Origin of the sequence: Bifidobacterium sp. WK041_4_12, from assembly GCF_041080795.1 — a bacterium.
In the GTDB taxonomy this organism is placed as follows: Bacteria; Actinomycetota; Actinomycetes; order Actinomycetales; family Bifidobacteriaceae; genus Bombiscardovia; species Bombiscardovia aquikefiricola.
Map to the genome: position 1 here is coordinate 224,394 of NZ_CP129674.1, position 17,091 is coordinate 241,484.

Annotated in this window: 13 protein-coding genes; 8 read left to right on the forward strand and 5 right to left on the reverse strand. The window is 53.1% G+C overall.

Features of this window, described 5'->3' with window-relative positions; genetic code table 11:
- Nucleotides 1–489: 489 nt before the first annotated feature.
- Nucleotides 490–2,244, reverse strand: a complete 1,755-nt coding sequence (gene dnaA, locus QN215_RS01000; RefSeq protein ID WP_404978499.1) for a chromosomal replication initiator protein DnaA — start codon at nucleotides 2,242–2,244, stop codon at nucleotides 490–492.
- Between the two features lie 323 nt (nucleotides 2,245–2,567).
- Between dnaA and rpmH the strand changes: the two genes are divergently transcribed.
- The 8 genes from rpmH to QN215_RS01040 all read left to right on the forward strand — a co-directional run bounded on the left by rpmH (nucleotide 2,568) and on the right by QN215_RS01040 (nucleotide 9,288).
- A complete protein-coding gene (rpmH, locus tag QN215_RS01005) occupies nucleotides 2,568–2,702 on the forward strand; it encodes a 50S ribosomal protein L34 (protein ID WP_369344296.1) in 135 nt (44 codons plus the stop codon).
- A gap of 43 nt (nucleotides 2,703–2,745) precedes the next feature.
- Nucleotides 2,746–3,258: a ribonuclease P protein component gene (gene rnpA / locus QN215_RS01010; RefSeq protein ID WP_369345011.1), complete on the forward strand. Its 513-nt coding sequence runs from the start codon at nucleotides 2,746–2,748 to the stop codon at nucleotides 3,256–3,258.
- 47 nt (nucleotides 3,259–3,305) lie between these two features.
- On the forward strand, nucleotides 3,306–3,593 hold the full coding sequence (yidD, locus tag QN215_RS01015) for a membrane protein insertion efficiency factor YidD (RefSeq protein WP_369345012.1): 288 nt from the start codon (nucleotides 3,306–3,308) through the stop codon (nucleotides 3,591–3,593).
- A gap of 4 nt (nucleotides 3,594–3,597) precedes the next feature.
- The gene (gene yidC / locus QN215_RS01020; RefSeq protein ID WP_369344297.1) at nucleotides 3,598–4,617 is read left to right on the forward strand and encodes a membrane protein insertase YidC; all 1,020 of its coding nucleotides are present in this window, start codon (nucleotides 3,598–3,600) and stop codon (nucleotides 4,615–4,617) included.
- Between the two features lie 202 nt (nucleotides 4,618–4,819).
- Nucleotides 4,820–5,497: a protein jag gene (locus tag QN215_RS01025; RefSeq protein WP_404978500.1), complete on the forward strand. Its 678-nt coding sequence runs from the start codon at nucleotides 4,820–4,822 to the stop codon at nucleotides 5,495–5,497.
- Nucleotides 5,494–6,294, forward strand: coding sequence for a 16S rRNA (guanine(527)-N(7))-methyltransferase RsmG (gene rsmG, locus QN215_RS01030; RefSeq protein ID WP_404978501.1), 801 nt, complete (start codon nucleotides 5,494–5,496; stop codon nucleotides 6,292–6,294). Before QN215_RS01025 ends, rsmG begins: the two co-directional genes overlap by 4 nt.
- Before the next feature lie 525 nt (nucleotides 6,295–6,819).
- The gene (locus tag QN215_RS01035; protein WP_369344298.1) at nucleotides 6,820–7,716 is read left to right on the forward strand and encodes a ParA family protein; all 897 of its coding nucleotides are present in this window, start codon (nucleotides 6,820–6,822) and stop codon (nucleotides 7,714–7,716) included.
- 3 nt (nucleotides 7,717–7,719) lie between these two features.
- A complete protein-coding gene (locus QN215_RS01040; RefSeq protein ID WP_369344299.1) occupies nucleotides 7,720–9,288 on the forward strand; it encodes a ParB/RepB/Spo0J family partition protein in 1,569 nt (522 codons plus the stop codon).
- Between the two features lie 84 nt (nucleotides 9,289–9,372).
- Here the strand turns inward: QN215_RS01040 and trxB are convergent, their stop codons facing one another.
- From trxB to QN215_RS01060, 4 genes are all read right to left on the reverse strand, one after another.
- Entirely contained in the window at nucleotides 9,373–10,434 is a 1,062-nt protein-coding gene (trxB, locus tag QN215_RS01045; RefSeq protein WP_369345014.1) for a thioredoxin-disulfide reductase, read from the reverse strand.
- A gap of 93 nt (nucleotides 10,435–10,527) precedes the next feature.
- Nucleotides 10,528–11,622 carry a D-alanine--D-alanine ligase gene (locus QN215_RS01050; RefSeq protein ID WP_369344300.1) on the reverse strand — a complete coding sequence of 365 codons (1,095 nt, stop codon included), beginning with the start codon at nucleotides 11,620–11,622 and terminating at the stop codon, nucleotides 10,528–10,530.
- A gap of 68 nt (nucleotides 11,623–11,690) precedes the next feature.
- Entirely contained in the window at nucleotides 11,691–13,010 is a 1,320-nt protein-coding gene (locus QN215_RS01055) for a PLP-dependent aminotransferase family protein (RefSeq protein WP_369344301.1), read from the reverse strand.
- A gap of 175 nt (nucleotides 13,011–13,185) precedes the next feature.
- On the reverse strand, nucleotides 13,186–17,076 hold the full coding sequence (locus QN215_RS01060; protein WP_369344302.1) for a lipid II flippase MurJ: 3,891 nt from the start codon (nucleotides 17,074–17,076) through the stop codon (nucleotides 13,186–13,188).
- Nucleotides 17,077–17,091: the final 15 nt, after the last annotated feature.

A 17,091-nucleotide genomic window follows, 5' to 3' on the forward strand; every position in this document is an offset into this window, starting at 1 on the left:
TGTGCCTTCATAGTAAGATTTCTGGATTCATTCTAGCCAAGGTTTTGTGATTGCGCTTCACATGATGCGCTGCTTCGTTATTGCCGTGATGATGAACTAAGTATGTGTGTCTGTAATCATCTTCATAAGGGCTGTGGATAATGTGGATAAGTGCCGCGCCCCTTGGTTTTCCACAGCGTTTCACCACACAAGGATTGTGGATAAGGTAGTGGAAAAATGTGTATAACATGGGTAGTTATCCACAATTGGAAAACACGATGTAAGTTATCAACATTTTCCCTGCACCTATCAACAGCCGATACACAAGTTATGCACCGAAAGTAAGCAGTTATTCCCAAGCTTATCCCACATCTGTGCATAAACATGTGGATAACTTTGTTCACAATAATTTCCCCCTCGGTGTGTTTGAGTACGAAGTTTTGCACATGCATGGAGCAGACATGCACAACAGACAGTCACATCGCGGCACAGCTGTGCGCGTTGCGGAAACTACTCGATTGGATGCTGCTTCAATCTGACCGTGAGTTCCATCACATAGTTATAGATTTCACGCTTCTCCTGCATCTCTCCAGAGATACGGGTATATGCGTGCATGACTGTGGTGTGGTCGCGCCCGCCAAATACCTCGCCGATGTCAACAAGGGACATGCTGGTCATCTCACGCCCTAGATACATGGCAATCTGGCGTGCCAGCGCGATGTTCTTCGTGCGGGTCCTGCCTACAAGATCGTCAAAGGTGAGATGGAAATACTGGGCAACCTGCGTGATGATGTCGGTCGGTCTGATTTCCACATCAGTCGTGAAAAAGTCCTGAAGCGTCTGCTCGGCCAGGGTCTTGGTCACATTCTGACCATTCAGGCTCGCCACTGCCGTGACTCGTGTCAGCGCTCCCTCAAGCTCTCGGATGTTTTCGGTGAAGCGTTCGGCTATCAGATCAAGAACCTCGTTCGGAATCCTCGCTCCACTGTTTGAAGACATCATGCGAAGAATGGCCACACGAGTTTCACGATCTGGCGGCTTCACATCAACGGTAAGACCTGAATCGAAACGAGAAATCAGCCGCTGCTCGAAGCCTTTCAGATTCTTCGGCTGCACATCCGAAGCGATGACGATGCGTTTGTTGGCATCATGCAAGGCATTGAAGGTGTGGAAGAACTGATCCAGAGTGGCTTCCTTGCCGCCTAGGAACTGAATGTCATCGATGAGCAATACATCGACCTGTCGATATCGATGATTGAATTCTGCAATCTGACCACTGCCGTGTGCCGAATTCTGCAACGCATCGATGAATTCGTTGGTGAACTCCTCTGAATTCACATATCTGACCTTCAGAGATGGATCCTTCACCAGCGCGTAGTTTCCTATCGCATTGAGCAGGTGGGTTTTGCCCAACCCGGAACTGCCGTATATGCATAAAGGGTTGAAGTCGCGCCCTGATCCCTCGGCAACGGCCAAGGCGACGGTTCGAGCGAATCTGTTCGAATCGCCAGGAACGAAGGTATCGAAGGTGGCGTTGGTATTGAGATGGGTTTCGGGATCACGCTCAACCTTCTGCTGTCCGACGGGAAAGCTTGGCATCGAAAACGGCAGCGGGGTGCGCCCATCAAAGGTATGGGCAGGCTCTTCAGCAATGTCATGAAGCGCACTGGATGATTGCTGAGGCGTTTTCTGCACACTTGCCGGCGAGGACGTGCGCTCGTCTGCGGCTGCGTGCTCGACATGCTTGGGAACGGCAATGGGATCAGCCAGGGTAAATTCCGCTTCTTCTGAAGCTTTGCCCGCTGTGTCAGACCCTATCGTGCCTGCGTGCTGGTCTGGTGTTGAATGATCAGAGCCTGTGTCTTCCGAAGAGTCGGTAGCGTCGATGCCCGGCTGTGGCTGCGATTGTCCATCGGCCTGCGAATGCTCAGCTGTCTGAGTTGGCGAGTTTGAAGCCGCCTGTCCCGTTCTGAAAATGGGTCGCGTCTGCTTCACGATTTTGATTGCGGGGAACATCGCAATGCCGCTCACCGTCTGCAACGCATCGAGCAGCGAACCATTCAACGTGTCCTGAATGGCCTCCTGCGCAGCCTTATTCGATACGCAGAGAACGATCGTGCTGCCGAAAACCGCTTCTGGAGAAATGTCTTCCAACCAGCCTTTGTCACGGGCTGTCAGGGTGTGACTGTTGCGGAGAAGTTGCAGAACAGAATCCCAAATATGCTTCGCTTCCAGCGAGGCAGCTTCTGGACCCTGTACCATCATTCCTTCTTCCCCATATCGCAACGCACACCATCAGTAATAGACAATAGGTCATGTTTACACCGTATTTGTCGAGTTATCCACAGTATTGCGTGTTGAAATGACTCATTTGTGAATAACAAGCATGTAATTTGTGGATAACTCCCCCACGGCTAAGCACTGTAATTCCAGTATTTTCTGTGCTTTTCTCGTTGCGATTATGTCGGAAAAACACGAAAAAATTTCTTCTGCTTTGACTGATTGCGCTAAGCTGTGTAGTTTGGTATAGCTTGACTCACCATGAGCCGTGCCTTTGCATGGCTGAAAATCCAGGAGCGTTGTAAATTATGAAGAGGACATTCCAACCGAATAACCGCCGTCGCCACATGAAGCACGGCTTCCGTCTGCGCATGCGCACCCGTTCAGGCCGCGCACTCGTCAATCGCCGCCGCGCAAAGGGTCGCAAGACGCTTTCAGCCTGAAACTGATTTCAGCTCAACATCTGATTTCGAAACTCATTTGAAGGTGGAACGGCTTAAGAGCCATCGCGATTTTGTGGCAGTGCTGAAACACAGAAGCAGGGTCACCAGCAGAGATATCGTGTTGCATTATCGTTTCTTTGATGATACTGCCAATACCTCAGCTACTGCTGTATCCACACCAGCGGGTGCATCGATTGGACATTCGGCACTAGATGAAGATCGTGATTCCCTGGATAAGCATTTCCTGGAGTCCTGCGATTCCGCTCCTGATGACAGTGACCGCTGCATGCATCGGCGCAGGGTGGGTTTGGCGGTTGCAAAGAACGTGGGGAATGCCGTGACCCGCAACCATGTCAAACGGCGTTTTCGTCAACTGGCTTCTGCGAGCGAGCATGTGCTTCCATCTGTATGCGATGTGGTCATGAGAGCCAAACCGCACGCGGCGCAACAGTCATATGCTTCATTGGCTGAACAGGTTGCAGAGCTGTTTTCAGAAGTAGCACGGCAGTACGATCAGCAGTCTGCACGCACTGTAGCGCAAGGGGGGACCGCATGACTTCAGAGCACAGGCCCGCTCATGGTCCAAGCACTCCGGCCATGTGGATGCTGCATGCAATTCGCTGGTATCAGCGACGAATTTCACCCCAGATGGCACCACGATGCAAGTATTACCCGACGTGCTCGCAGTATGCCGTCGAAGCAATCAACCGTTTTGGTGCATGCCGTGGCGTGATCCTTGCAGCATTTCGGCTGCTGCGCTGCCGCCCATGGAGCAATGGCGGCATTGACGATGTGCCCCAGCATTTTTCATTGTTATATCGTTGTTCATGGTCGAAGGCACATGAGGAGCCTCGTCTGACCGCAACTGCCTCAGATAAGGAGATTGCCTGAGACAATGATTTCGCATAACTTTACTTTTGATTCCGGCCTGTTCGGATTCTTCTACCGGATTCTTCGGCCAATAGAATGGGTCATGACCTACGTCATGGTCTATTGCCATAAGTTCCTGACCTTCATAGGGTTTTCAAGTGGATCCAACGTTGCGTGGGCTCTGTCGGTAGTCCTTCTCGTGGTGTTGGTCAGACTCCTGATTCTTCCACTGTTCATCAAGCAGATGATGTCGATGCGAAGACTTCAGGCCATTCAGCCACAGATGCGCAAGATACAGAACAAGTACAAAGGCAAGACTGACAGAGCCAGCAAGGAAGCTTCAAGTCGAGAGATGATGAAGCTCTACCAGGACAACCATGCCAATCCTGCGGGATCATGCCTGCCTGCCCTAATTCAGAGCCCCATATTCATGACGATGTTCTATGTGCTCTCAGCCGTGCCATACATCGCCAACGGCAAGCGAGCACCATTGGGTGCCTTCACCGTGAAGGTAGCCAAGGAATTCGAACAGACGCAGATATTTGGCATTCATATTTCCGACAACCTGACGACCGCCCAGGGTGCAAGTAAAATCGTCATCATTATCTTCATCGCATTGATGTGTCTGACGATGTTCTACTCTCAGTTCCATAACACGAGAAAGAACATGCCCCGCGCCTCGATGGAAGGTTCTCAGTATCGCATGCAGAAAATGATGGCATACATCTTCCCTGTCATGTATATCTTCTCTGGCGTGGCTTTCCCGTTTGCCGTGCTGATCTACTGGTTGACCAACAATACGTGGAATCTTGGCCAGACGCTATGGCAGGTACGACGCATGCCAACCCCAGGCTCCCCGGCTGCCGAGGAAAAGGAAGTGCGCGACCGTAATCGTGAAAATCGTCGCAGAGACAAGGCAGGCGAACCATCCCTCGAAGAAGAGGCTCTGACCAAGGCAAAGGAGGAGCAGGTGCAGCAACTGGAATCCGGTGTCTCCCATCAGCGGCAGCAGCCAAAGCGAGGGAAGAACAAAAAAAGACGGTAGCTGTACACCCTTGGTGAACCTGTCCGCCACAGGTCACCGACTGGCATGAAGAGCGTGACGTCCTGAATCAAGCGGAAAGCGGTGCCCATGACAGCCCATGACAAGTCGTGAGCATCGCATCAACGTGCAGTGCGTGGCGAATATGCAAGTTCTCCAGGATTGGCTTAGACTGAATTACCAAGTGCACGTGTAAGGAGCGAATATGTCGCAAACCGAAGACAAAACCATCGATCAGCTCAATGAAGAGGCTGATATCGCTGCGGATTACCTTGAAGGGCTTTTGGATATCGCTGATTACGATGGTGATATCGAAATGGGAATTCGCAATGATAGACCACTTGTCCAAATTGTGGCCGATGACAACACCGATATCAAGAATTTGATCGGCAAGAACGGCAGCGTCGTTGACGCGCTTCAGCAACTGACACGTCTGGCAGTTCAGCAGAAGACAGGGGAGCGTTCCAGATTGATAGTCGACGTCGACGGCTATCTGAAGCGCAAGCGTCTGCACCTTCGCAATCTGGCTCTTGATGCCATTGACGAGGCACGGGAGTCTGGTGAGGCAGTGGATCTCGCTCCGATGAACTCCTTCGAGCGTAAGGTCATCCATGACATCGTACGTGAGGAAGGTCTCAAGTCTCGCTCACATGGCGAAGAGCCGCACCGATATGTGAGCGTCTATATGCGTAAGAACGACGAGGCAGAAGATTCAGATGCCGTCAATGCCGCCAGTTCCTCGAAGGCGGTTTCTGACGATGATGCAATCCTTGATGACACGGCTGTTGGTGACAACGCTGTTGATGATGCAGACGTGGAAGACACTGACGTGGAAGACACAGACGTGGAAGATGGCAATGTTGAAGATAGTGATTCGGAGTGACTCAGGACACTTCTTCACGGCAAGCACACGAAGCTGAAGCCTTCCCCAATGCAGAACCAGTAATCGATCTGCTGAGCAATTCTGACATCCCGCAAGCCATCCTTGGCAATGCCTATCCTCAGATGCTCCGCTTCCATGAGATGATTCAGCAGGAAGGTCTCGTCAGAGGACTGATAGGACCGCGCGACCGTTCCATCATATGGGAAAGGCACATACTCAATTCCGCAGCGGTGGTGCCCTTCATCAAGCAGCATCTTGACACGCATCACGGATCAGGACGCATTGCAGACATCGGTTCGGGTGGCGGATTCCCAGGAATCATCGTTGCCGCCATGCTCCCGGATACACCTATAACACTGATTGAACCGATGGAACGTCGTGTAGAGTGGCTTTCCTTCGTGAAATCCGAACTGAAACTTGAGAATGTCACCGTTGTGAGAGCACGTGCGGAGGAAGCCTTCCCTCCTTCGGCACGGCAAGCACATGCACAGCAGGCACATCACAGACGCCGCCACGCGAAAGACGATGGTCAGACAACGTCCTCGACATCGATTATGTCTTGTTCAGTCGTGACCTGCAGAGCAGTTGCACCCCTTCACAAGCTCGTGGGATGGACCTTGCCTTTTCTTGAGCACACAGGCCAGCTGATCGCCCTTAAAGGCAAGTCAGCCCAGCTTGAAATCGATAAGGCAGCCAAGAATATCCAAAAGCTGCATGGACGCAATGCTCGTGTTATCGAGGCACCAGTGGGGCAGGATCTTCAATCAACCCATGTTGTCATCATCGACAAACAATGACGGTATCTTCGTATCACTCTTGACATTGCCTTGACCTCTCAGCTTCGAGTGTTTCACGTGAAACATTTATGGGCAGGGAAGCATGGCAATTGTAGTTATGCACAATGCAGCGCGAGTTATGCACAATGCTGAGGCTGCGGTGAATGGATCATTGTTGTATCTGATTTTTGTTGCAATGGCCGGGAATAGGCGGTGGATACAAGTTACGCAGATGTTGTTTATACACATGACTTATCCACAGGAATCCACATTTGTCCACAACGCGATTGTGAGTTCACCATATTGAGAGATGTCCAGCATCATGATGAAACTGGACTATGCTGTCAGTTTCGAAAGACTGTGGGATGGTTCTTCATGGGGAACATATTCAGTCACGAAGAATCTGATGGATAGCACTGTACTATCAAGGAAAGTGAGCATAGAGTGACGGTCCCGAGCAACCACTTATCCTCCGAATCCGAAGATGAACATCTTGAGAATGCAGATGAAGTATTGCAACGTATTTTCGGCAGCAGTGCTGGCTCCATGGGTACCGAAATGGTAAATCTTGCAGAGAAGGCAAGAAAGCTTGCTTCTCTGGATTTTGCGAAACCTTCGTCAACACGATTGATTGCCGTTGCGAATCAGAAGGGCGGTGTTGGCAAGACGACCACTGCAGTCAATATAGCGAGTGCACTTGCCGATCACGGGTTGTCGATACTTCTCGTAGATATGGATCCACAGGGCAACGCTTCAACTGCGATGGGTGTTCAGCACGCTGAAGGTGACAAGTCGGTCTACGATGTGCTTGAAGGACGTCTGACCCTCAATCAGGTACGATCGAGATCCGAACACTTCCCCACCCTTGATGTTGTTCCCGCATCCATCGACCTGTCTGGCGCCGAGATGGAACTCGCGAACCTTCCTGACAGGAACAACTTGCTGAATACGGCAATGCACCAGCTGCTCAGTGAATCCCCCACCGCGTATGATTACGTTATTGTGGATTGTGCCCCCAGCCTCGGTCTGCTGGTGTTGAATGCCTTATGCGCTGTGCATGAAGTGCTGATTCCCATCCAGGCCGAATACTATGCGTTGGAAGGTTTGGGGCAATTATTGCATACCATCAGCCTTGTCCAGCATAACTTCAATCCGAGCTTGACAGTCTCAACGATGCTTATCACGATGTACGATAAGCGTACCTTGCTGAGTAAAGAAGTGTTTGATGAAATCCAACAGCATTACAACGGAATCGTGTTGAATACCACGATCCCCAGATCGGTTAAAATTTCCGAAGCACCAAGTTTCGGGCAAAGCATCATCACCTACGATCCGCACGGAGCAGGTGCGGTCGCATACGGCGAAGCCGCCTATGAGGTGAACTCACGATCTGAATCAGTGTTACAGCAACTCAGCAACAATCATCAAGGAAATGAGGAATAAGGAATGGCATCCAGATCTCGTTTAGGTAAGGGCCTTGGAGCGTTATTCCCAGATCTTCCGCATCCGAACGATACCAGCAACAATCTCAACAACAGTGATATCAACTCTGACTCCGAGCACAACGAGCGAGAACAACGCGCTCAAACTGATGGATCCGAGCGCTCATTGGAGATTCAGCCGGAGCTCATGGATTCACGGCACGACGATGAGCCATCGAAGCGCAACGGTTCTTCTGCGTCGTCATCAACGAGCAATGTTTCACGTGAAACGTCACCAGGAAGCAGCGAAAGTGACGCACTTGGTACAAGATCACGAACCAAGAGTGTCAAATCCTCGCATCGTCACAGCGCGACCGGAAGCCTCGAAGATTACACGGAAGGCATCAGATCAGTAAAGGCATCGAGGACTCGACGCTCCAGTGTTCCTCATCTGGATGAATTATCGCATCCAAGTGATCTATTCTTTGGTGAGACGCTCCAAGGTGATGCGAATCGTCAACATCGTGAAGCTAACGCCGAAAATAAAGCCATTCACCGTATCGATGCAGACGGGAAGATTGACGATGTTTCACGTGAAACATCGAAGAATGGCTCTTCACAAAGTTCGAAGCAATCAGCGCACGACGGCCTCTCGGCGCATCAAACGAGCGACAAAGCTAGGCAGCCGAAGAACGCGGAAAACCCGGATTCGAGCCAAACTGAGGACTTGCAACCAGTCAAAGGTGCTTATTTGACGTCGCTGAAAGTCGACGAAATCTCGCCGAACGCTCATCAGCCGCGAAACATCTTCGACGAGGATGAATTGGTTGAATTGTCACACTCGATTCAAGAGGTCGGGGTCTTGCAGCCAATAGTGGTGAGAAAACGCACCGCTCAGGAGGTGCAGACAGACAAGCAGCAACCCTATGAGCTGATTATGGGGGAGCGCAGGTGGAGGGCTTCGAAACTCGCGAAGATTGCAGAGATTCCAACCATAGTCAAGACCACGCCCGACGATGAAATGCTGCGTGATGCCCTGCTGGAAAACTTGCATCGAGTGGCACTCAATCCCCTGGAAGAGGCCGCGGCTTATCAGCAGATGATTCAGGACTTCAGACTCACGCAGGAACAGTTATCGCAATCGATATCGAAGTCTCGTCCTCAAATTGCCAATATGCTGAGATTATTGCAGCTACCCAGCATTGTGCAGAAGAAAGTGGCATCAGGAGTGCTGTCTGCAGGGCATGCACGTGCGTTGCTGGCGCTCTCAGATACCGCAGCCATGGAGGCTCTTGCGAATCGAATCATTGCTGAAGGCCTTTCGGTTCGTTCGACAGAAGAAATCGTTGCCATGGCAATTCATAGGCCGGACCATCGAAAGCCTGGTCGTCACAGCACAGCGAATATCTGGGCCGATTCTGACGTGAGAAACAGTCTTGAAGATCGTTTTGAAACCAAGGTGAGCATCAAGGGTTCTGAGAAAAAGGGAAAGATAGAAATTGTCTTCTCCTCTCCTGAAGACATGCAACGAATCGTTGACATGCTATTGCCCAATGCTCAGAAGAGTCAACCAACACACGATGAATGGGTGTGATGGGAATGCCGACGCTGCTGCCTGCCTGCGGTCCATGCTGAGAGAAAGGCAGGCAGGGCAGGTAACGAGCAGTGCGGAGAACAATCAGGCTGAAGCCGGTGCTGTGGCGCTTGTTTGCTGTACGCTGTCATGACGCGTTGCTGCATCCTTCGCAGCAGTGCTGTTTCTGGCGTTGTTTGAGAGCCCACTGAGATAGGACTGTGCGTCCAAGGCTGCTCGGCATCCCATGCCTGCGGCTGAAACGGCCTGGCGGTAAATGCGATCCACGACATCGCCGGCTGCGAACACGCCAGGAATGGATGTGCGCGTGCAGTCGTGCTCGACGGTAATATAGCCATCCGCATCGGTTGTGAGTGCGCCATTCAGAAAAGCGGTTTCAGGAGTACTCCCGATGGCAACGAACACGCCCTTCGCGTCCAAGGTGCTGGTCTTGCCCGTGACGACGTTCTTGAGTTCCACCGAGGATGCGCCGTTGTCGTCGCCCAGCACCTTGGTAACGACAGAGTCGTAGATGACATTGATTTTCTTGTTGGCGAGCACGCGGTTGGCCATGATCGTCGAAGCTCTGAATTCATTTCTACGATGGATGACGGTCACGGTGGATCCATATCCGGCCAAGAAGTCAGCCTCTTCCATGGCTGAATCACCGCCGCCAACAACGATGATCGGCTTGTCCTTGAAGAAGAATCCGTCGCAGGTGGCACAGTACGAGACGCCGCGGCCAGAATATTCGACTTCGCCTGGAACGCCGAGCTTCTTATACTGTGCGCCAGTCGTGACGACCACTGCCCGAGCCGCATAGCTTGCACCGGAGTCCGTGGTGACATGCTTCAGCCCGTCATCTGCAAGGAAATCAACCGAGACAACGTCTTCATATTCGACCTGTGCTCCGAATTTTTCGGCCTGCTCTTGCATCTTGTCCATGAGATCTGGGCCAAGGATGCCTTCTGGGAAGCCGGGATAGTTCTCAACCTCGGTGGTATTCACCAGCTGGCCGCCTGGGGTGAGCGCACCAGCGAGCACAAGAGGCTTGTATCCTGCCCGTGCAAGATAGAGAGCCGCTGTGTATCCAGCCGGACCCGATCCGATGATGATTACGTCCTGCTGTTGAGTATTATTCGATGCTTCAGTCATGACCATAACAATAATCGCTTTCGAGTAGCTCTACGATGATGTGCTCAGCGTGAAAGCAATGACAGGGAGAACGCACGATCATCGCTTGCACCGTTGGAAGGCATTCTATGCCCCTCTATGGCGGTTTTGGGACAATACCGACTCAACTATGCGCGAATACAGATCAGCCAGGTGGTAGCCGGCTGCAAGCGCCGATTCCGGCAGGAGCGACGTGTCGGTCATGCCTGGTGTCACGTTCGATTCCAGGAATTGCGGCACGCCATGCTTGTCAACGATGAAATCAGTGCGGGAAATGTCACGCAGGCCCAGTGCTTTGTGGGCTGTCAAGGCTTCCGTTCGCAATTCATCCAGTATCGAACGTTCGACACGTGCTGGAATGAAGAATTCTGTGGGCCCGGGGGTATAGCGGGCGTCATAGTCATAGGTGCCGTTTGGGGTGTCGATTTCGAGAGGCGGCAGAGCAACCGCCTCACCGTCAATCTCGAGCACGGAAACGGAAACCTCGGTACCCACGACGGCCTTTTCGACCAACGCCACATTGCCGTAGGCGAAGCAGCTCACCATCGCCTGGGGAAGCTGCTCGGCATCCGTGACGAGTGTGCAGCCCATCGCGGAACCACCCATCGTGGGCTTGATGAACAGCGGAAGTCCAACGGAGTTGACGAGCAGGTCAATGACTTTGGTGGCCCCAAGTTCCCTGAACATGGATTCCGGTAAGGTCACTGAATGCGGGGTGTGCAAGCCGGCCTTGCGTACGACATTCTTGGCAATGGGCTTGCTCCAGGCTGTTCTCGAAGCCTTGGCACGCGAACCCACGTAGGGGACATCCTCCATTTCGAGAATGTCACGAATGGAACCGTCCTCCCCGTTGGCACCATGCAGGAGTGGCCACACCACGTCCGGGTGGGTTTCTGGATTGCTCAGATAATCGAGCAACTCGCTGTCCATATCATGAAGTCGAACCGACCAGCCCGCATCTTCCAGAAAGCCTGCGACTCGGTGACCTGAACTTAATGACACATCGCGTTCGTGACTTAATCCGCCGCAAATAACGAGAATGGAGCTATTCTTGCGCTCTTCAGCGGAGAACACACGATGCGATGGCTTCGCTGAAGCAGCGACTGTATCAGAATCAACGGCAGCCGCAGCATGCACTGCCGCAGTCTGCACGGTTTCCGGCTTGCTTACCCTCTTGACCATGACTGTTGCCTTTCTAGGCTGTTACCTCACAAAACTGTTCGAAGTTGCTCATGATTATGACTCACGTGTCAGTTGGCTGCAGGCCCTGGATATTCCACATCGCGTGGATCGGGATCAGGCTTGCCGGTGGTACCAAAGAGTTCCGCCGTCTCCCTCTCTGCATCGATGACTGTGGAAAGTCTTCGAATGCCCTCGGTGATGCGTGCGGGCTTCGGGTAGCAGAAGGAGAGGCGCATGTGATCGGTGCCTTCGCCGTTGTCGTAGAATGCCGTGCCAGCAACGTATGCGACCTTTGCGGTGATGGCGCGCGGTAGCATGGCGCGCGAATCGAGCCCTTCAGGAATCTTGAGCCATATGTAGAAACCGCCCTTGGGCTTGTGCCAGGAGCAATATGGCAGATATTTCTTCAACGCGGCATCCATGGTGTCGCAGCGTTCCTTGTACATGCCACGATAGTCATTGATCTGAGCCTTCCAATCGAAGTTATCAAGATAGGTCGTTATGGTCATCTGACTCATGTTGGACGGGCAGAGAATCGCAGATTCGTTTGCAAGCACGAGTTTATGGCGAATCCCTGGAGGGGCGACCATCCAGGCAACGCGCATGCCTGGAGCGATGATCTTGGAGAAGCTGCTCAGATAGACGACATTGTCAGGATCCATGGAACGTAGTGCAGGGTAGGTCTTGCCTTCGAAGCTCAGCAGACCATAGGGGTTGTCCTCTACGATCAGTACGTGATATTTGCGAGCGATTTCAAGAACCTTTGAACGACGCTCGACACTCATGGTGGCACCGGCAGGATTATGGAAATTCGGCACCGTATAGAGGAACTTGACTGGATGACCCAATGCTCGCTGCTCGATGATTGCCTGCTCAAAGGCTTCAGGAATCAGGCCATTCTCATCAAGCAGCACATTGACGACATGAACCTGGAACGATTGGAAGACACCCAGTGCGCCAACATAGTTTGGCGCTTCCGCCAAAATGGAATCACCAGGATTACACATGATTCTTGTTATCAGATCCAGTCCGGATTGCGAGCCATTGACGATGATGACATCATCAGGCTGCGCATCGGTGATGTTCTCAAGTTCCATGATTTGCAGAACGTCTTCGCGTAGATGCGGATCGCCCTGCGCAGAGCCGTACTGCCACGCGATGTCGCCCTTGTCCTTCAGCATTTTCGCCAAAAGCGGTGCCAGCTCGTCGAAGGGCATGCGGTCGAGATAAGGCATGCCTCCGGCGAGAGAGACCACCTCTGGGCGGCTGGCAACGGCAAACAGTGCTCGGATTTCGGATGCTCGCATCGCTTCTGCTCGATCGGCGTAACTACCGAACCAAGGGTCGTTCTTGATGACCTTCGATGGGATATCTCGATTATCCGACATGATTGCTGGCCTTCCCACTTAAGACTTGGCACATTGCTGGCATCGCATCAAGACGGCAAACGCCGGAATCCGATGCCATGGGGCACAATGCCACACGTTGATTTCATACTGTATTACAAACTGCATGGTTTAGGGACCATGCAGGGAAGCTATTACGACTTCAGTACACTTTGCTTCAGTACACTTTGACCGAGTTGAAGAAAAGCCCTCCGGAGGGAGTCGATGTCAGCGGCACCCATACCATCACATCCTGAGTGCTGACCGGCGTAGCCAGCTTGACTTCGGTAGTTCCGCTCGCATCGAAGGTGAACTGTGCAACGGGACTGCCCTGATTGGGAGAAGTGGGCGTGGAATTGACATAAATCTGCCCCTGACCACCTGATTGACGTATCGAAATAACCAAGCGGGACACACGTTCAGCCTGGGTGAGATGGATATACCATCCTCGCCCCTGCAATCCGCCCGGCTGGTTGACGTACGTTTCGGTCCCCGCTGCGTATGCCGTGGTGTTCTGTACCGCTGGATCTGGAACCTTCGCGGCATCCTTGTCGGCATGGGTCACAGCCGCGGCAGTGGGAGAGGCGGAGCCAGAACTCGATGTGGATGCACTGGAGGAAGCTTTGCTCGAAGCCTTCGCGCTGGAAGATGCACTTGCCGATGGGCTGGCAGACGAAGCTCCGGAGCCGCCTGTCGACGCGGTTGGACTCGATACACCCGGCAAGGTGACATTTGACATGTCCGGCCATGTATTGGTGTCTGACGACGATCCACCGATCTTGCCAACATCGCCGAACAGAGCGGTCACCGCAAAGAACAGAGCAACAAGAATCACGATGATGCCGACGATGATCGCCATGGAGCGCGTGGTGAAGAAGCCCATGATTTTCCCGCTGGAGGAGTCATCGTTCGTTGATTCCTCTCGCTCAGTGCGGAATTGGCTGTCAGGTTTGGCCCGTGGAGTGAAATCGCGCGGTTTCGGTGTAAAGCTGGGCGGAAGCGGCTGCATGGTGGCGGTCATCTGCTCGTCAAGCACTCGTTCTGCCTGACGTTGGCGATCCGCGCTTTCATATCCGTCGCCAAGATCGCCAAGATCGAGGCTGCCGGTATCGGCAGGTATATCGCCTGTGTTATAGAGCGAGTCACCGCGGATCTGGGAGACATCGTAAGGGCTGGTCCTGCGGGAAGCGCGCGGATGCGTGTGGGTGCCGTCGTCAAAGGCCGAGAAGAAATCGCCGTCGCTGGACTTTGGACGAACCAGCTGCACTTCGCTGCTTTCGGGGAAGAGCAGCTGGTTCGTAGCCCATTTTGGCTCTGCCGAATCCTCGTTCGTTTCGTCCTGGGGAGCAAAGGAATCAGGGATCTGCAACACTTGAAGGTCGGGGCTTGGAACGATGCCGACCTGTTCGATCGATTGGCGTCCGGTCGCCTTGGGCCAGACGATATCTTCGTCAGAAAGCTCTGCCGTAGGACTCCACGTTCCCAGAAGAGCCGAGAGTTCGGCGAGCGTAATCAACGGAATTGGCTCGCGTCCATGTGATCCAGTGATGTGCAATCCGCGTCTGCAGATGATGCCGAATTCGTCAGGCATGGTCGATGGCAGCGAATCCTCGGTGAACTTCATGCCCCGGATTTCAGGAGTTCGTGTGAGCATCGCATAAAGAACGCCTGATAGCTGACGGGTTGCAAGCTCTTCGAAGGATTCGCGGGTGGAGACGCGAGCCAGTGGATGCTCAAGCATCATGTTGATAGGGGCTGCAGCCAGAGAAATGCCTGATTCAGACAGACGAATGGTATCTGCGGAAACCGCTGCGTCAATCAGATGAGCCTGCTTGAGACTGATCAGAGCGTCACAGGCTTCGCCAACGATCGTACGCATGGCTTCGAAGCTCAGCGTCGACATTTCTGGACCGGCGAGATAGTCGGACACGGATATCCCTGCATCGAGTGCGGTGACGAGCAGTCCGACGCCCTGCTGGGTGCTGAAGTGATAGACGGGTGTGAAATGGCGGTTATGACGAAGCGCCAGACCAGAAGCAAAAGTGTTGGTTTGCGACACCAGCGTCTCGTCGGTGACGATGAACAGCTGGCAGTCACGTGCAAGAACCCTGTCGGTCGCCTTCCACGCCTGTAGACCGGGTTCATCACGCAAGGAAGCCACCAAGGTATACCGGTGAATGAAGGTATCACCAACTGTTGGTTTCATGCTCCCTGTTCTTTCTAAATGCCCCACCGATGTGCTGTCAACCGGTACTCCTGACATTCTAACGTTGCGGATACCCGAAGGTCGAGAATTTTCCAAAGGAATTGTGGATGTTTCCCGAGTTTTTTGTGCACGAGCCATAGAAACTGGTATTGAGGCAGGCATGACATCGGGTGCTGGAATGGTGTTGGACACCTCAGCGGCATCATCATCAGGCGAGACGATGGTCGTCGACGAAGACCTTGAGCCAAGCATTGACGAGACCCGGCCTTTAACACCTACCAGCATGCTCGTGAATTCCTCGGTCCTGAGCATCACCAGCAGTCCACCGTAGACCAGCGTAAGAATCGCGACAAGGATGATGCAGATGATGATGGACTGCACCCAGCTCATATGACCATCAATCCGCGTGACGTCGGAACCTGCGAGATGAAGAACGGGGGTATACAGCAATCTGCAAACGATCAGCGCAACTGCACCGGCAACAATCGATTTGGCATAGGTCAGCGATATGCGCCTGCCGTCCATATGACCGCCAAAACGTTTTCTGAGCATGATGGCAAGGAACGGGAACGCGATCACGACTCCCAGCGAAAGCGAAATTCCAACCCAGCTTGTCCATTCGCTCGGTGGAACGAGGGTGGTGGCAATCAGCACGATGATAACCTGCAGCGCGTTGAACAGCAGCGCGAAGATAAACGGATTCCTTCCATCTTCGAAGGCGTAGAAGGTGCGCTGAATGAGCAGAAAGGCACTGACCGCCACGAGTCCCCAGGAAAGTCCGACAAGAGGCTGCGCTATCAGAATCGCTTCTCGAACGTCAACCGAAGGCAGTAGGGCACGGGTGATGGGTACAGGCATGGCGATGAGCGCTACGGTGAAATACATCATCAGCAGTCCCACGTTACGGAGGGCCTGGCTGAGATCGATTCTGGCATCATTGATGCGATGATCGGCAATGGCCTTCGACAGCTTCGGGAACATTGCGGTGGTCACGGAAACCGCTATCAGAGAATACGGCAGGATATAGAGGGCATAGGCGTTCTGGTACGAGCCATTGCCCGCAATGCCAAATGGATCATGACCTGCAAGTGGCGCGCCATTGGTGATTCTCGCATCGATCACATTCGCCAGCTGATTCACGGCGACGACACCAAGGCTCCATGCCGCGATTGGTCCCATTGACCGTAAGCCGATGCCACGTATGCCCCATCTGAATGTGAACTTGAATCCGCTGCGGAACAATGGCCAGAACAGCACCAAGGCCTGAAAGCCCACGCCAATGGTCCAGGTTCCTGCGGTCAGGGCGGTTTTCATCGGTGTCCAGAACGCCAGATCCTGATGCTGAGCATTGCCAAAAATGACGATAAACACGATGAATCCTGCGCAGCTGATGATGTTTGCACCTACGGAGCTCCACGCGTATGCCGTGAATCGGCCCTTTGCCGCAAGCAGCTGGCCAAGAACCGTATACAGACCGTAGAAGAATATCTGAGGCATGCACCAGAGCGTGAATGAGTCCACCAGCGCTCGCTGTGGACCATCCCAACGCGAATCGAGATAAATCGAAGTCAAGACGGAAGTGCCGAGCATCAGCAGCAGCGTCAACCCAAGCAAGAGCACGATTGCCGTTGTTATGAGCTTGTTGAGGCGCTCCTCTGCATGTTCGGACTTGAGCGTGCGCACGATCTGCGGCACGAGAACGGCGTTGAAGATACCCCCTGAAATCAGCGTAAACATGACCTGCGGAATCATGGCACCGGTCTGATACGCATTGATGGCGGTTCCCGTCGTGCCAAGCGCGGCAGCAAGCAGAATGGTTCGTATCTGCCCCGTGACTCGGGAAGCTGCTGTGCCAGACGCCATAATGAGAGAGTTACG

Coding starts and splice junctions, on each gene's coding strand:
- dnaA (WP_404978499.1), bottom strand. CDS start 2,244: ATGATGGTACAGGGTCCAGAAGCTGCCTCGCTGGAAGCGAAGCATATT.
- rpmH (WP_369344296.1), top strand. CDS start 2,568: ATGAAGAGGACATTCCAACCGAATAACCGCCGTCGCCACATGAAGCAC.
- yidD (WP_369345012.1), top strand. CDS start 3,306: ATGCTGCATGCAATTCGCTGGTATCAGCGACGAATTTCACCCCAGATG.
- yidC (WP_369344297.1), top strand. CDS start 3,598: ATGATTTCGCATAACTTTACTTTTGATTCCGGCCTGTTCGGATTCTTC.
- QN215_RS01025 (WP_404978500.1), top strand. CDS start 4,820: ATGTCGCAAACCGAAGACAAAACCATCGATCAGCTCAATGAAGAGGCT.
- QN215_RS01035 (WP_369344298.1), top strand. CDS start 6,820: ATGGGTACCGAAATGGTAAATCTTGCAGAGAAGGCAAGAAAGCTTGCT.
- QN215_RS01040 (WP_369344299.1), top strand. CDS start 7,720: ATGGCATCCAGATCTCGTTTAGGTAAGGGCCTTGGAGCGTTATTCCCA.
- QN215_RS01050 (WP_369344300.1), bottom strand. CDS start 11,622: ATGGTCAAGAGGGTAAGCAAGCCGGAAACCGTGCAGACTGCGGCAGTG.
- QN215_RS01055 (WP_369344301.1), bottom strand. CDS start 13,010: ATGTCGGATAATCGAGATATCCCATCGAAGGTCATCAAGAACGACCCT.
- QN215_RS01060 (WP_369344302.1), bottom strand. CDS start 17,076: ATGGCGTCTGGCACAGCAGCTTCCCGAGTCACGGGGCAGATACGAACC.